The sequence below is a fragment of the Bacillus sp. B1-WWTP-T-0.5-Post-4 genome (genome assembly GCF_009183795.1).
Classification (GTDB): domain Bacteria; phylum Bacillota; class Bacilli; order Bacillales; family Bacillaceae_G; genus Bacillus_A; species Bacillus_A cereus.
Map to the genome: position 1 here is coordinate 126,602 of NZ_WEIJ01000007.1, position 16,236 is coordinate 142,837.

Below are 16,236 nucleotides of genomic sequence, written 5' to 3' on the forward strand. Positions count from 1 at the left end.
TGTGAAAAAATAATTGACAGAATACTCAATAAAGTTGTAAGATTATAAATGGAAAATAAATGAAAGGGGTGTGCGTAATGATTGTAATCGTAAATGTAATGGGCTTAGCTCTGTTAAATGGCAGAAAACATTCATATCATTACGCAACCCGTACGGATATATAGGGCATCTTTGTCTTATAAGAAGCGTACGTTGCGTATATCGTAACGTACGCTTTTATGCATTCCTGTGCATATCGTCAAGCGGCGGTATGCTTTTTTTTGTTTATTTTCCCTTGTTTAGTTCCGATAAAAAACTTTGGAAGGTGGAAAAATGTGATGAGATTGTATGGGTTACGAAATGTAAATGTGATAGGTCTGGATAGTGGATAAAGAAATGAGAGGTAAACGAGAACGAGAAGGGAGAGGTTACATTGTTATCAGTATTACTAAAGCTAAAATGGTTTTTTAGGGAGCACTGGAAGAGATATAGTATTGCCATTGGAGCTCTTTTAATTGTGAATATAGTTGAAGTGATTCCCCCGAAAGTGTTAGGGGTTACGATAGATAACATAAAAACAGGAACGTTATCGAACGAAGCTATTATACAGTCTATTCTTATTTTAATAGGGGTTACGATCGTTGGATATGGCCTCACTTTCGTATGGCAACATCAATTGTTTGGCGGTGCATTCGTACTTGAGAAAACGATGCGCTCTAAATTTATGGGGCATTTACTTAAGATGACGCCGACTTTTTATCAAAAAAATCGTACTGGTGATTTAATGGCGAGAGCGACAAATGATTTGAAAGCAATCGCTATGACAGCTGGTTTTGGTATATTAACGCTTGTGGATTCTAGTTTATATATGCTTACGATTGTCTTTATGATGGGATTTACAATTAGTTGGGAGCTTACATTTGCAGCGCTTATTCCGCTTCCAATTATGGCGTATGCGATGAATATATATGGAAAGAAATTGCATGAAAGATTTACCGTTGCGCAAGATGCGTTTGGTGATATGAACGATAAAGTGCTTGAATCAATCGCTGGTGTGCGTGTTATTCGTGCATATGTACAAGAGAATGCAGACGAGGAAAGATTTCATCATTTAGGAGATGACGTCTACGAAAAAAATATGAAGGTAGCAAAGATTGATGCATTATTCCAACCAACTGTGAAAATGCTTGTCGGTCTTAGTTATTTAATCGGCTTAGTGTACGGTGCATACCTTGTGTTCCAGTCAAAGGTGACGCTTGGTGAACTCGTTTCTTTTAACGTGTATTTAGGGATGATGATTTGGCCGATGTTTGCAATTGGTGAATTAATTAATGTTATGCAAAGAGGAAATGCTTCGCTTGACCGTGTGAATGAAACGTTAGCGTATGAGCCAGATGTAAAGAATCCGAAACATCCAAAGCTTGTGCAAGAGCCGGATTATATTCAGTTTGATGATGTGTCTTTCTCATATCCTTCATCAACTGAAGAAAATTTAAAAAAGGTTTCTTTCACATTAAAGCAAGGAGAAACGCTAGGGGTTGTCGGAAAAACAGGAAGCGGGAAAACGACGCTTGTACGTCAGCTTCTTCGCCAATATCCGCTTGGAGATGGAGATATTGCAGTTTCTGATGTGACATTAGATAAAATGACGAATGAAAATGTACTCGGCTGGATTGGTTATGTACCGCAGGAGCATATTTTGTTCTCAAAAACAGCGCGAGAAAATATTTTATTCGGAAATAGGGAAGCGACTGAAGAAGAACTAGAGAAAGCAATTGAAATTGCTGCGTTTAAAAAGGATTTAGAGTTTTTACCAGAAGGGTTAGAAACGCTCGTTGGAGAGAAAGGTGTTTCTTTATCAGGAGGGCAAAAACAAAGGATCTCGATTGCACGAGCTGTTATTCAAAATCCAGAAATTTTAATTTTGGATGATTCTTTATCAGCTGTAGATGCTCGTACGGAAGCAGCGATCATTGAAAATATAAGAACGGAAAGAAGTGGAAAGACGACGATTATTACGACGCATCGTTTATCTGCAGTGCAACATGCGGATTGGATTCTCGTTATGGATGAAGGCGCAGTTATAGAAGAAGGTACGCATGCTCAGCTTATCCAGAGCGGAGGCTGGTATGCTGAACAGTTTGAAAGACAACAAGGTGAAAGTGAAAGTGCGGATAGTGGGGTGAAAATATGAGCGTTTCAAAACGATTGTTTCAATACGCGATGAAAGTGAAAGGGACGATTTTTGCTGCGATGTTAATGTTATTTATTTTCGTCATCGCAGAGCTTGCTGGTCCTTTCGTTGCTAAAACGATGATTGATGATCATATCGTCGGGATAGAGAAACCTTGGTATGAAACAGAAAAGAGTGAAGAAGCTGTTTCGTATAATGGCGCTTTTTATAAGCGAAGTGATCGCTTTGAACAAGGCGAGACAAAAGGTAAAGAAGTACGTGTGATGCAAGTCGGTTTTCAATATTATTTTGTACCGAATAAAGTAAATGCGGAAGGGTCACGTACTGTAAAAGGGGATATGATTACCGTTCAAAATGGTAAAGCGGTGCAAGTGTATAAAGCGCAAGCATTAACAAAGGAAGAAGTATTTGCATTTTATAAACCAGAAATAAACCGTCTATTATTACTTGGTGGTGGCTATTTCGCTTTATTAGTAGTCGTGTCATTATTTGCATACGGAAAGCAGTTCTTCTTGCAAAAGGCAGCGAACAAAATTATTCAAATTATGAGGGACGATGTTTTTTCTCATATTCAAACGTTGCCAATTCGGTACTTTGATCATTTACCGGCGGGGAAAATTGTTTCGCGTGTGACGAATGATACAGAGGCCATTCGTGATTTATATGTAACGGTGCTGGCAACATTCGTTTCTAGTATCATCTATATTATTGGGATATTCGCTGCGTTATTTTTATTAGATGTGAAGCTCGCTTCATTATGTTTATTAATTATCCCAATTTTAATTGTTTGGGCGATTCTTTATAGAAAATACGCGTCTGTATACAATCATAAAATGCGCTCTCGTTTATCTGATATTAACGGAACAGTGAATGAATCCATTCAAGGGATGCCAATTATTCAAGCGTTCCGTCAAGAGCGTGAAACGAAAAAAGAATTTGAAGAATTAAATGGCGATTATTTTAAGTATCAAAATAAAATTTTAAATTTAAATGCAGCAACTTCGCATAACTTAGTAGCCGTATTAAGAAATATCGCTTTCACAGGAGTAATTTGGTATTTCGGCGGTGCGTCATTAAGTGCTACAGGTATTATTTCACTTGGGGTACTGTATGCGTTCGTCGATTATTTAACACGATTATTCTCGCCAATTACGAATATGGTGAACCAGCTTGCAAACTTAGAGCAAGCGCGCGTTGCATCAGAACGTGTCTTTGAATTGTTAGAGGAAAAAGGGGAACCGGTAGAAGAAGAACGTATGCCTCGTTTAAAAGGAAATGTAAAATTTGATAATGTATCATTTTCTTATAATGGAAAAGATGAAGTGTTAAAAAATATTTCTTTTGAAGCGAAACAAGGCGAGACAGTGGCACTTGTCGGTCATACTGGATCAGGAAAAAGTTCTATCATGAATGTACTCTTTCAATTTTATGAGTTTGAAAAAGGAAAGCTTACGATTGATGGTCACGATGTAAAAGAGATGCCGAAACAAGCAACCCGTGAACATATGGGAATCGTACTGCAAGACCCGTTTCTTTTTAGTGGGACGGTCGCTTCCAATGTAAGCTTAGAAAATGAAAAAATTTCAAAAGAGCGCATTGTAAAGGCGTTACGTGATGTTGGTGCTGAAAGATTTGCGAACAATATAAATGAGGAAATTACAGAAAAGGGAAGTACGCTTTCCACTGGAGAACGTCAGCTTATTTCGTTTGCTAGGGCGCTCGCTTTTGATCCAGCTATTTTAATTTTAGATGAAGCAACGTCTAGTATTGATACAGAAACAGAGGCGATGATTCAACAAGCACTAGAAGTTGTAAAAAAAGGAAGAACGACATTTATTATCGCTCACCGCCTTTCAACGATTAAAAGCGCAGATCAAATTATTGTGCTCGATAGAGGAACCATTTTAGAAAAAGGCTCTCATGATGAACTCATGAAAAAGCGCGGGCGTTATTACGATATGTATAAAACGCAAATGGAAGGCAATCAGAGTGCTTAATATGTATGGAGGAGAACTTGTGATTTTCACAAGTTCTTTTTTATTGATGAACATGTCGACTCTTTAGCGAATTACGACAGTTAAATAAGAAGTATTGTTTTACCTTTTTCTCCATAAATGCTATATTAAAAAATGTTACTTATTTTTTGTATGTAGCGTTATTTTTCCCTTTTGTTTGATTATGAAGAAAAAGGATAAACTAAATAAGAACATTTTCATTGAAAAATTGTTCAAGATTGCATACAATCAATATAGTTTTTAAATTCCTATCAGAATACTTGGAGGATTACTATCATGAAGAAATTATTTTCAGTGCTTGCAGTAACTACATTAGCGATCGGGATTGTAGCCGGCTGCGGTAAAGAAGAGAAAAAAGATACAGCTAGTCAAGACGCGTTACAAAAGATTAAACAAAGCGGTGAACTTGTAATTGGTACAGAAGGTACATATCCACCATTTACGTTCCACGATTCAAGCAATAAATTAACTGGATTCGATGTTGAATTAGCAGAAGAAGTTGCAAAACGTTTAGGTGTAAAACCTGTATTTAAAGAAACACAATGGGATAGCTTACTTGCTGGCCTAGATGCAAAACGTTTCGATATGGTTGCAAACGAAGTTGGTATTCGTGAAGATCGTCAAAAGAAATACGATTTCTCTAAACCGTACATTTCATCTTCAGCGGCATTAGTTATCGCAAAAGATAAAGATAAGCCTGCTACATTTGCTGATGTAAAAGGGTTAAAAGGAGCACAATCTTTAACGAGTAACTATGCAGATATTGCTAAGAAAAACGGTGCGGAAATTATTGGTGTAGAAGGATTTAGCCAAGCGGCAGAATTATTAGCTTCAGGACGCGTTGATTTTACAATTAATGATAAGTTATCAGTATTAAATTATTTAGAAACGAAAAAAGATGCAAAAATTAAAATTGTAGATACAGAAAAAGAAGCTTCAGAAAGTGGATTCTTATTCCGTAAAGGTAGCGATAAGCTTGTACAAGAAGTAGATAAAGCGTTAGAAGATATGAAAAAAGACGGTACGTATGACAAAATAACGAAAAAATGGTTCGGTGAAAATGTATCTAAGTAGTGCATTAGTTTCAGATCGATTGTCTACTTGGATAGATATTATGCAGACTTCCTTCATGCCTATGCTGAAGGAAGCTGTTTTTACAACAATTCCATTAACGCTTATTACATTTATTATCGGTCTTATACTTGCGACGTTAACAGCGCTCGCACGTATTTCAGGTAGTCGTATTTTACAATGGATTGCTCGTATCTATGTATCTATCATTCGCGGGACGCCACTTCTTGTACAGTTATTTATTATTTTCTATGGTCTTCCAACTCTTAATATTGAAGTTGAGCCATATACAGCAGCAGTTGTTGGATTTTCATTAAATGTCGGTGCATATGCATCTGAAATTATTCGTGCTTCTATCCTTTCCATTCCGAAAGGGCAGTGGGAAGCAGCTTATACAATTGGGATGACATATCCACAAGCATTAAAACGTGTTATTTTACCACAAGCAACGCGCGTATCAATCCCGCCGCTTTCGAATACATTTATTAGCTTAGTGAAGGATACTTCATTAGCATCGTTAATTTTAGTAACAGAAATGTTCCGAAAAGCGCAGGAAATTGCGGCGATGAACTACGAGTTTTTAATTGTTTATTTTGAAGCAGGTCTTATTTATTGGGTTATTTGTTTCTTGTTATCAATCGTACAACAGATGTTAGAAAAGCGTTCAGAACGCTACACATTAAAATAATCCTTTTACAAAAGGAGTTTTTGTTTTTATGATTTCAATTCAGCACTTACAAAAAAGTTTCGGAGATAATACCGTACTAAAGCATATAGATTTAACAGTTGAGAAGGGCGAGGTTGTTGTTATTATTGGGCCGTCTGGATCTGGTAAAACAACATTCTTACGTTGTCTCAATGTATTAGAAACGCCAAACGCTGGTAATATTCGTATCGGTAATAAAGAGCTTAACTTCTCTCAAAAAGTAACGAAGAAAGATATTGTTAATCTTCGTACGCAAACAGGTATGGTATTCCAGCACCATAATTTATTCCCGCATTTAACAGCACTTCAAAATGTAATGGAAGGGCTCGTTACAGTGAAAAAGATGGGGAAAGAAGAAGCGAAGAAAAAAGCAAACTATTTCCTTGAAAAAGTTGGTTTAGCAGATAAAGTGGATTTATATCCGTTCCAATTATCAGGCGGACAACAACAGCGCGTTGGAATTGCGCGCGCACTTGCGATGGAGCCGGAAGTGTTACTATTTGATGAGCCGACGTCAGCGCTTGATCCTGAACTCGTTCAAGAAGTTCTGAAAGTAATGAAAGAACTTGCTAAAGAGGGCATGACGATGGTTATTGTAACGCACGAAATGCGTTTTGCACATCAAATTGCGAACCGTGTTATTTTCATGGATGGTGGTGTCGTTGTCGAACAAGGTACACCAGAAGAAGTATTTACAAATCCAAAAGAAGAACGCACGAAGAAGTTTTTACAAATGTTGCAATAAATTAAGGAAGGTCTCAAGGCATATGCCTTGAGACCTTTTTGCCATATATATTTATTTGTGGAATCCGCCAAGGCTTTGCTCAGCCATTGCAACTAGACGTTTTGTGATTTCTCCACCAACTGAACCGTTAGCGCGAGCCGTAGAATCTGCTCCTAATTGTACACCAAATTCTTGAGCGATTTCGTACTTCATTTGATCGATTGCAGCTGTTGCACCTGGTACTACTAATTGATTTGAAGAATTTTGGTTTGCCATAGGAATATATCCTCCTTAGAGTTATAAAAGTTTTTTTGGTTGGACTAGCTGGAGTTGAACCAGATTATCGCCCCGGTTGGCGCTAATCCATCGGTAATTAAGTTTGTACTCATAGTATGGATGTTACCTAGAAAGATATACAAAATAATAATTTGTAAATTTTGTAAAAAACGTATTGATTTCGTAAATTATGAAATAAGAGTAATCGTTGTATTTTTAAGAAAACAGGCCAAACTAAGGGTGATATTAAATATAATTTTTTCATTGTAGCCTGCTACTTGTAGGCTAATTATTAGCTTCTTATTTATGATTTATTGAAATAAAAATGAAATCGGTAGCAACTTCATAGTTCTATTTTTAAGTAGGGATGGAGTGGGCGCTCCTATGTCTGGATAGGTTGCTCTCTTCACTCTAAAAAAGAGAGGCTTATAAACGATAACGTATGGAGGAATCATGATGGGAATTTGCCCGCTTTGCAACGCATTAGAATCACAAACATATTCTTGTCAAAATTGCCAAAGTATACTCCAAGATTATGGGAAGTCTGTAGATTATATAGACGATTATAGTGCCTATATGGATCAAGAATTATTAAGTGCAGTAGATGGTTTAACGCATAATAATTCAAATGAATATTGCAATCATATTTTTTATTGCAGAGTATGTAACGTGGAAACTGAGGTTGTAGTAAAACTTGTGTAAATAGAAAACTTCCACCTTATTATCTAGGTGGAAGTTTTTGTTTTTGTATTTGTGAGTGAATCATAGGAGAAGGGATATGTTCGGTGTTTGATGAAGCCCCTGATTTTATTTGAGACATTTTTTCTTTTGTATCACGTAAAGAATGTTCAGTTAAGTAGACGGCATATTCGTAAAATAACTGGCGCGTCAGTTCACTTTGCTCTTTTAATTTTTTATCTTGGAATACAGTTCGCCCAGGTTTAGAGTTGGCTTCAAAGAGCCACGGATTTTCCTTTGTGTCTAAACCGATATCAAAACCGATTTCTCCAATATTTCCAGTTACTTGTTCATCGAGCGCGTAACTTATTTGTAAGGCAGTATGTTTTAATTTATTTTCAATTTGAACTTGTTTCGTTGAATCTGGAAAAAGCTCTTGTAATAATTTTGTATCACCGCCACTATTTACGTGCGTTGTTAAACTGCCTTTGCCGGCGATTTTGGCGACGATTGCACTAACTATCCAATTACCGAAATGGTTTTTATTTGTATGAATGCGGAAATCAACAGGTTGCCCATCGAAGCGAAGTAACGAAATACCTTGCTGTACGATAAACTTTTTTAAATCATGTCCTTTTAATACGTGGTTTAGAAGCGTTTCTAATGATTGATACTTTCTCAGTTTATTTTCTTCATTTTCGCGATAACGACAGTAGTAGCAATTCTCTGTTTGAGAATAAAATATTTGATGAATATTTCTACCAAAGCTCCCGTGTATTGGTTTCATGTACACTGATTTATACGTGCCAAGAAACCGTTCTACTTGTTCAAAATGCTGAAATGCTTCTGTATTTGGTAATAAGGGTTTAATTGATTCGTCTTTCGTAAGAAGTTGATGAACTTCCCATTTATTGAAAAAACCTGGGTTAAACCATGGAATGCAGTAGTCATGTTCTAACTTTCTTTTTGCTCTGACGATTGGTTTATAATTTTCCGCTTGCCGATTCGGTAAGCGATCGTAAATGACATTTGGTAAAGGGACTTTTTTCTTTATCCATTGTTTCTCTTGAAAGAAATATCCTTCAATCGTTTCTTCTTCCCAGTGTATATGTTGAACGCCAAAGACGAATACGAACGGTCGTAATGAGAATGGTGGTGTTAACAACTCACTCAGAGCAATTGAACGATTTCCTAAAGGGTTAGAAGAATCATCATTAAAGCCAGTTGTAAAAATGCCGATTAATGGTCCGAAAATAATTGTTTGGTTTTGTGTAAATGCATGAATAGTAGTTGATTGAGGCAGTAAAAGTTTTTCGGCAATATGCTTTCCGATAATAATTTCGCGAGTAAAGGAATAATGAATTTTCACCTCTTCACTTGCAATATGACGTATGCCGAAGGAGAGAGATGTAATAGGCGGTGTAATAGAAAAAACGTAAGGTAAAGTAATGCTATTGGGATGGTCATCTGAAATATTTAATGTATATATATGCTCTTTCAAAATAGGTTTACCTCCTTTCATTATGGTGTAAAGCGACTGAATTTAAGTGGTCCGTGAAATATCTTTTCAGCTAATGAATCACTATGACGAATGTATTGTTCGTAAGGAGGAATCGTGTTGACATACATAAGCCAAATTGCGCCTTTTTGATCCATAATTGTGGAAAGTTCTAGTTCGAATAATGAAGAATAAGACTGATCTAATGTTTGGAATACTTCATTTATAATGTCGTGTAAAGCGTCTTGCAATAGTTGCACACCTGTACTAGATAGTACGTATTTAATTTTTGAAAATGAATGCAATGAAGCATCGTCTGTTGCTGAAGGTAAAAGTTGATTAGGAAATGAACTTTTTTGTATAAATTGACCGATAATATTCCAAGTTTGTTCTTTGTTTTTTTGCAAAATAGTTCGAATGTGGAGTGGGTATGTTAATTGATTTGGTGGTTGTAGCATGGTATGCACTATGTAGCGTGATGAACGTATGTTAGATTTACACCAAGATATAAATTCATCTGTCCGTTTGATTGTAATAGAAGTATGGTATTTTTCATTTACTGTATCAATATGAAACGTTTTATTTTTGTAAGCGACTCGATATAAGTTATCTTTAGAATGTATATTAGTGGGGCGTATAATAATATCTTTAGTTTTTAACAACAGTTTGAAAATGTTTTGTATCGTTGCCACTTCAAATTTGGGTATATAAGGAGACAGTTTTTTATTAGTGAGAAATAAATCATGTAGTTCACTTAAGTTAATAAGTGTGTTATTTAAAAAGGTAGTGGAAGGACGGTTGTGCAAAGAGTGAATAATTGATTTTGCTTTTTCAAAGTCTGTTTCCTCGTGAAAAGAATAACGATCATATATATAAGAAGGAATAGGGAATGTTTGCTCTTTCCATTTTCCTGTATCTGTATCGTAAATAAGACCAGAAACAAGGTCTGTTTTAGAATCAATACAAAATGGCGTAAACTGGGCAACGACATTATGATAAAGCCGAGCGCGTTTAGCGATTTCGGTGTAATACGTTTGCTCATAATGAAGTTTAGAAGTTAAAAGGCCGAGAACCAACGAAATCACTCCTTTACTACTATTTGCATAATAGGCGAAGCTATATATTGCAAATACGTTTTTATACCATTATACTTTTGTCCGTATGATGATATGCTATAGTTTTGGAGAAGTGAAAGGTTGATTGTAATGAATATATGGTTAAATATGTTAACGACGACAGGACTCGGAGCAATTATTGGGGGATACACGAATCATTTAGCGATAAAAATGTTATTTCGTCCTCATCGTCCTATTTATATCGGAAAGTTTCAAGTTCCATTTACACCAGGGTTAATTCCGAAGCGTCGTGATGAACTTGCTGTTCAATTAGGAAAAATGGTTGTAGAACATTTGTTAACACCAGAAGGAATCGGAAAAAAGCTAACAAATGAAGAGTTTCAAAAAGGTTTAATCCACTGGGCGCAAGTGGAAGTGGATAAAGTAATTACGAATGAACAATCACTGCGATATATGTTAGAAAAATGGAATGTAGCGCATGTAGAAGAAGAAGCGACTCGAAAAATCGAATATGTGATTACAGAAAAAATTCATGCATTTTTAGCAGAGTATTATACATATACATGGGAACAGGCTTTACCTCATTCTGTACATGAAAAGATAGAGAATGCGATTCCGAATGCCTCGGCGTTTATTTTAGAGCGAGGAATTAGCTTTTTTGAAAGTGAAGAAGGGAAAGCGCGTCTTTCAAAAATGATTGATGATTTCTTTGCTTCTCGTGGAACGCTACTTAACTTAGTTGGGATGTTTTTAGGAAATGTAAGTGTTGTGGATCGTGTGCAGCCAGAAGTTATTAAGTTTTTAGGGCAAGATGCTACAAAGCAGCTTTTAACTGACGTACTACAAAAAGAGTGGGAAAAGTTAAAAGGAAGAGATGTAAAAGAATTAGAAGCATTTGTGGAGAAAGAAATGATTGTAAGCTCCGTGCTGTCAGCAGTTAAAGTAGAGGAAACAGTGAGTAAGTTTTTAAATCAATCTGTTCAGCAAGTATGTGAACCAGTTCGAGAAACAATTATTGAAAAAGTGGTTCCAAGTGCAGTAGCGAAAGGCTTAAAGTGGGGAACAGAAAATGTAGAGAGTATACTAAATAATCTACACCTTGCGGAAATTGTCCAGCAAGAAGTGTCTACATTCTCAACAGAAAGATTAGAAGACTTAGTTCTGTCTATTACGAAAAACGAATTGAAAATGATTACGTATTTAGGAGCGTTATTAGGCGGAATGATCGGGCTCGTACAAGGATTGTTACTATTGTTTCTTAGATAATAAGGTGAGTACATAGAAATAAAAGTGAAATTTCTTCACATCTCTTGCATAGTTTGATATGGTAAGAAGAGGTGCGTATGTAAATGCACGTAAAAGGCAGTGCGAGTGAAAAGCGCTAGCCTTCTAAAGGAGGAAAAATAAAATGACAAAGAACATTCATGATGTTGCATATGAATTACAAAAAGCAATCGCTGAAAACGAAGACTTCAAAACTTTAAAAGAGAGCTACGCAGCAGTTCAAGCTGACACAGCTTCAAAGAACTTATTCGATGAGTTCCGTACAATGCAACTTAGCCTACAACAGAAAATGATGCAAGGCCAAGAAATCACTGAAGAAGACAACCAACAAGCACAAGAAGTTGTAGCTCGCATTCAACAAGATGCTAAAATTACAAAATTAATGGAAACTGAGCAACGCCTAAACGTTGTAATCGGTGACGTTAACAAAATTATCATGAAGCCACTTGAAGAATTATATAGCGCGCAACAACAAGCGTAATAGTGGAAGACGCTCCTAGTATGGAGCGTCTTTTTTTTGTTTTTTATGGAACTTTGAATGTAACTTTATACATGTGAAATACTCTATATATAACAGGTAGGATATTAATTTTTCGTTTGCACGCATTTATATTGCGGTGAACATATTTGGTGATTAATAAAAGATTAAAGTAGTCGGGGAGTCATATGCATAAAAAGTATATTGAGGGAATTCTCTTTCGGTGGTTGCTCATCTATTTCGTGATGGCGCATTAGTATTTCGGTGAAATAATTGTAATTTTTACATATAATGTATTTAATAATAAGACAATTGATAGAGATAAATGGAAGAGGTTAGAATAGATGGAGACCCTTATAGATTTAAATACTTTTAAAAAGGAAATATTAGCGAAACATGTACTTCATATGATGATAGAAAATGACTTCTTTTATCAAGGATCACAATTGGTTGAAAATATTTGGGTAAATGATTCAACTATTTTTATAAATAATGTAAAGATACTTACAAAAGGTATTGAGATTTATAAGAAGAATAATGAATTTTATTTAACACATCAGCCAGATAGTACTAAAGTAATAATATATTAATATATTATATACGACGAAAAGTTATCTTATAAATTTTTTTACTTTATGTTATAATTCTTTCCTAATCTAATGATGGTGAATATATTTTTATGGGGGTTCTAATTTTTTAGAAGTGGATTTAATCTATTTACTTTTAAAAAATATAGAGCTATTTTTAATGTTTTAGGTGTAAGATAAATAATTCTATCTTTATTGAGGAATGAAAATCAAAAAACTCTCCTTTTAAGAATATCTAGGGAGGGTAATGTATATGTTATTTACCTTTGAAAAAAATGCGAATTTATTTTTAATGTTGAAAGTATAAGGTAAATAATTTTATTTTTATTGCGGAATGAAAATAAAAAAAATTTTAAGAATACCTAGGGAGGGCAATATATATGTTATTTACCTTTGAAAAAATGCGGATCTACTTTAATTTTGAAAGTACAAGGTAAATAATTCTATTTTTATTGCGGAATGAAAATCAAAAAAATTTCCTTCGATAATACCTAGGGGGGGCAATGTATATGGTTGTGTTTACAAAAGGAGTTATGCAATGATAGCAAGAATGTGGAAATCTAAGTGGCAATTGTTGATTCTATTACTATCGCTTATAGTTAGTTGTTATTTTGCTAATTTAATAAAAGAATATCCTGAGATGGGTATATCTGTAAAATATGATTCTAACCAATATGTTATATATGAAGTATCAAAATATAGTTGGGCAGGAAAAAGAGATTTCCAAATAGGAGATATTATAGAAAAAATTGATGACGAATCACCATCTAAACACTTTACAGTTGTATCGTATCATTCAATTGAACAGGCAAAAAAAATCACATTAAATAGGCACGGACAAATAAAAGAGTTTGAGATAGAATATACGCCTTATAGTAAGCAATTATTTTATCATTTGTTCATTCCAGTTGGATTTTATATCGTATGTTTTTTGATGGCATTGTATCTTTTAATGTTTGTTCCTGAAATGAATCGTAGTACCACTAATCTAGTGTATTTTTTAATTTCTCTTGGAGTAAATTTTATTAGTATTATGGCTGTTGAAAGAGACGATATTTTATCTTTCATTGTGGCCTCAATTTCATTAGTATGTTCATTTACTTTCTTTATTCGATTCATGATGTTATATTTCTTGAATAATCAAATGAAATTTTTAATACCAAAACAATTAAAAGTTTTAAATGTAATGTCAGTAGCCCTTATTATAGTAAGTATTTTTGTATATATAAAATATAATGAATGGGCTAATTTGTTTACGCTTGCTTTAAGTTTTATATTGTTTTGTTTTACAGTATACCTTTTAGTGAGATTTTATGTTAAAAGCAAAAATAGTAGTTATATTCAATATTTGAAAATTATTATTATTAGTTTTTTAGTGTCGGCAACTCCATTTGTTTGTTTATATTTAATTCCAAATTTATATTATGGAGAAGAATTTATAAGTAGTGAAACGACGGGGATTTTCTTTTTATTTATTCCAGTGTGCTTGTTTTATTTAGTAATTGCAGGGAAGTTATTTGATTTTAGATTTATTGTTCAGCGATTACCGCATTATATTATTTTATCTGTAGGGATTAACATATTTTTGGCAGTATTAACTATGGTAGTTTTTGAAGATAGTGAGGAAAGTTTATTAGATTGGATAAAATTTAGAATTATTGCTATTATTATCTGTATTTGTTTTTTATATATAAAGGATTATATAGATTTTAAGTTGAGAAAAAGTTTATACCATCATCAAAAAAATTATCAATTCAGTTTGCATCGATTTTTACATCAAGCAAAAAATGAATATAAACTATCAAATTTAATTTATAGTATGCGAAGAGAGATAGCGGATATTTTAAAACTTGAAGAGACGTGCTGCGTAGAAATAAATAAAATTGAGAAGTCTGTCCGTGTTTTGGATAGTGAGTATGTTCCGCACCGAACGATAGAAACTTTATTTAATTACCAACTAGACACCTACAAGGTTGGTTCTACCGTACAGTTAGAAAAACACTTTGGATTTGTTTTATCTGCCTCAGCAGAAAAGATGCTTATTTTATTGTGTAATTATAATGGAAAAGAAAATTTAAATGTAGATGAAATAGTTTGGATTGAAACATTATGTAATTATGCAGATTTATTATTAGAATGTTCTAATCAAATTGAAGACTTATTAAAGCAATTACAAGAGATAAAAAATTTAGAGCATCCACCAATGTGGTTGGCTAGACTTATGTTCAAACTATCGGAAAAAGAACGAACAAATCTTGCAAGTGATATACATGATGGAGTTTTGCAAAATCAAATACGTTTAACTAGAAAATTTGAGAGTTATAATGAACGTGTTAAAGATGAGGAAATGAAAGATATACTTAATGAAATACATGAAGAACTATTAGATCATATTTATACAATTCGTGAAACTGAGGCCACCATTTTTATATGAGCTAGGTTTAAAACAAGCGTTGCTGAATTTATTTAAGCAGATTAATTTAAGAGCGACCTTTTTCTTCTATTATGATATTCCTGAAAGAATTGTTGTTCCTAGTATTGAACATGAACAAGCGATTTATCGAATTATACAAGAACTATTAAATAACGCAATGAAACATTCAAAAGCGACAAATGTAACGATAAGATTATTTCAAAAAGACGATCACCTATATTTAACTTATATAGATAATGGGATAGGTGTTAAGTTAAATAAAATAAACCATTCTTATAATACATTAGGCTTGTCCGGGATTGTCACTAGGATACAAAGTCTGAATGGAGAGATGTCTGTTGAATCACAACCTAATCTCGGTTTGCAAATAATTATTAAATTTAAGGATAATTAGTTGTCAAAGAATCATCAGGTGATAGGATGATATTGTGTGTAATAATATTGAAAGGGTGAGAATATGATTTCAGTACTTGTAGTAGATGATCATGTTGCAGTAGGGTTAGGAACTAAAGCATTAATTGAAAGATATGACGATATAAAGGCTGATGTTTTACATAATAGTGAAGAAGTAAGTGGATTTATACAAAATAAACAGTACGATGTATACTTAATTGATTTGCAAATGCCCAAAATAAACGGTTTGGCGCTTTCTAAAAATATACTCAATGTACAGCCGGAAGCAGCTATTCTTATCTTTACAGGATTTGATGTGTTTGCACATTATAATTTATTAATAGATAACGGGGTTCTTGGTGTATTGAGTAAAACTTCTTCTGAGGAACAAGTGATAAATGCAATACGTCATGCAGTGAAAAAAGAAGTTGTTTTACCTTATCAATTAGTTAGGCAGTTGAGAATAACAGAAAATATATCAAATATAGACATAGAAGATGGACCTGAAAGGACAATATCTTTAAATGAAGAAGAGAAAAAAATCCTAGTTGAAGTAAGTAATGGGAAAACAAATAGAGAACTTGCAGAAATATTAAATTTAAGTCAAAGGTCGGTAGAATATAAATTAACTGACATATTTCATAAGTTACAGGTGTCATCAAGGATGGAAGCAGTACAAAAGGCGCAAGAACTAGGGGTTATTTATTCTTTAACAATTTGAAGCAATTAAGATTGGTTATATGTACATAAGTGTAACTTGTTTATGAAAGAGATAGATTTATATAAAACAAAATAAAATTTATTTCTTTAGGCATAAGCTCAATATGATATTGGTTTATGCTT

General features: G+C 34.0%; 13 protein-coding genes and 1 pseudogene. 11 read left to right on the top strand and 3 right to left on the bottom strand.

Annotation, left to right across the window (positions count from 1 at the left end; all coding sequences use genetic code 11):
• Positions 1–412: 412 nt before the first annotated feature.
• The 5 genes from GBN91_RS20975 (at position 413) to GBN91_RS21000 (ending at position 6,710) form a co-directional block, all read left to right on the top strand.
• Entirely contained in the window at positions 413–2,173 is a 1,761-nt protein-coding gene (locus GBN91_RS20975; RefSeq protein WP_000953782.1) for an ABC transporter ATP-binding protein, read from the top strand.
• On the top strand, positions 2,170–4,170 hold the full coding sequence (locus tag GBN91_RS20980) for an ABC transporter ATP-binding protein (protein WP_152122192.1): 2,001 nt from the start codon (positions 2,170–2,172) through the stop codon (positions 4,168–4,170). The genes GBN91_RS20975 and GBN91_RS20980 overlap by 4 nt, the downstream gene beginning before the upstream one ends.
• A gap of 294 nt (positions 4,171–4,464) precedes the next feature.
• The gene (locus tag GBN91_RS20990) at positions 4,465–5,262 is read left to right on the top strand and encodes an amino acid ABC transporter substrate-binding protein (RefSeq protein ID WP_025687295.1); all 798 of its coding nucleotides are present in this window, start codon (positions 4,465–4,467) and stop codon (positions 5,260–5,262) included.
• On the top strand, positions 5,249–5,947 hold the full coding sequence (locus GBN91_RS20995) for an amino acid ABC transporter permease (protein WP_000281501.1): 699 nt from the start codon (positions 5,249–5,251) through the stop codon (positions 5,945–5,947). The genes GBN91_RS20990 and GBN91_RS20995 overlap by 14 nt, the downstream gene beginning before the upstream one ends.
• Before the next feature lie 28 nt (positions 5,948–5,975).
• The gene (locus GBN91_RS21000) at positions 5,976–6,710 is read left to right on the top strand and encodes an amino acid ABC transporter ATP-binding protein (protein ID WP_000623610.1); all 735 of its coding nucleotides are present in this window, start codon (positions 5,976–5,978) and stop codon (positions 6,708–6,710) included.
• Positions 6,711–6,761: 51 nt separating this feature from the next.
• On the opposite strand, the gene sasP is transcribed toward GBN91_RS21000, so the two are convergent.
• Complete coding sequence (gene sasP / locus GBN91_RS21005; protein ID WP_000013338.1) at positions 6,762–6,965, bottom strand: small acid-soluble spore protein, SasP family; 204 nt, start codon at positions 6,963–6,965, stop codon at positions 6,762–6,764.
• A gap of 456 nt (positions 6,966–7,421) precedes the next feature.
• Here sasP and GBN91_RS21010 point away from each other — a divergent pair, with 456 nt between their 5' ends.
• A complete protein-coding gene (locus GBN91_RS21010; protein WP_000510476.1) occupies positions 7,422–7,667 on the top strand; it encodes a hypothetical protein in 246 nt (81 codons plus the stop codon).
• A 19-nt stretch (positions 7,668–7,686) separates the two neighbouring features.
• On the opposite strand, the gene GBN91_RS21015 is transcribed toward GBN91_RS21010, so the two are convergent.
• Positions 7,687–9,144 carry a YheC/YheD family endospore coat-associated protein gene (locus GBN91_RS21015; RefSeq protein WP_152122194.1) on the bottom strand — a complete coding sequence of 486 codons (1,458 nt, stop codon included), beginning with the start codon at positions 9,142–9,144 and terminating at the stop codon, positions 7,687–7,689.
• Between the two features lie 20 nt (positions 9,145–9,164).
• Positions 9,165–10,217, bottom strand: a complete 1,053-nt coding sequence (locus tag GBN91_RS21020) for a YheC/YheD family endospore coat-associated protein (protein WP_152122196.1) — start codon at positions 10,215–10,217, stop codon at positions 9,165–9,167.
• Between the two features lie 129 nt (positions 10,218–10,346).
• Between GBN91_RS21020 and GBN91_RS21025 the strand changes: the two genes are divergently transcribed.
• From GBN91_RS21025 to GBN91_RS21045, 5 genes and pseudogenes are all read left to right on the top strand, one after another.
• On the top strand, positions 10,347–11,483 hold the full coding sequence (locus tag GBN91_RS21025) for a DUF445 domain-containing protein (RefSeq protein ID WP_025709955.1): 1,137 nt from the start codon (positions 10,347–10,349) through the stop codon (positions 11,481–11,483).
• A gap of 142 nt (positions 11,484–11,625) precedes the next feature.
• On the top strand, positions 11,626–11,982 hold the full coding sequence (locus GBN91_RS21030) for a YlbF/YmcA family competence regulator (protein WP_000164614.1): 357 nt from the start codon (positions 11,626–11,628) through the stop codon (positions 11,980–11,982).
• A 341-nt stretch (positions 11,983–12,323) separates the two neighbouring features.
• Positions 12,324–12,569: a hypothetical protein gene (locus GBN91_RS21035; protein ID WP_152122197.1), complete on the top strand. Its 246-nt coding sequence runs from the start codon at positions 12,324–12,326 to the stop codon at positions 12,567–12,569.
• Positions 12,570–13,104: 535 nt separating this feature from the next.
• Positions 13,105–15,394, top strand: a pseudogene (locus GBN91_RS21040) (ATP-binding protein).
• A 63-nt stretch (positions 15,395–15,457) separates the two neighbouring features.
• Positions 15,458–16,114, top strand: coding sequence for a response regulator transcription factor (locus tag GBN91_RS21045; protein ID WP_152122199.1), 657 nt, complete (start codon positions 15,458–15,460; stop codon positions 16,112–16,114).
• Positions 16,115–16,236 lie beyond the last annotated feature (122 nt).